The 286-nt window shown below is 57.7% G+C and carries 1 rRNA gene; it reads left to right on the top strand.

Annotated elements, in window-relative coordinates:
- Positions 1 to 286 (top strand): 23S ribosomal RNA (locus ACSG5Z_RS31890); the annotation flags it as partial.

The following is a 286-nucleotide window of genomic DNA, read 5'->3' on the forward strand; positions in this document are numbered from 1 at the left end:
GGGATAACAGGCTTATCTCCCCCAAGAGTCCACATCGACGGGGAGGTTTGGCACCTCGATGTCGGCTCATCGCATCCTGGGGCTGTAGTCGGTCCCAAGTGTAGGCCTGTTCGCCCATTAAAGCGCTACGCGAGCTGGGTTCAGAACGTCGTGAGACAGTTCGGTCCCTATCCGTCGTGGGAGTAGGAAATTTGAGAGGAGCTGTCCTTAGTACGAGAGGACCGGGAGGGACGCACCGCTGGTGTACCAGTTGTTCTGCCAAGGGCTTAGCTGGGTAGCTATGTGC

The organism is Bacillus pretiosus (assembly GCF_051294775.1).
GTDB classification, from domain to species: domain Bacteria; phylum Bacillota; class Bacilli; order Bacillales; family Bacillaceae_G; genus Bacillus_A; species Bacillus_A wiedmannii.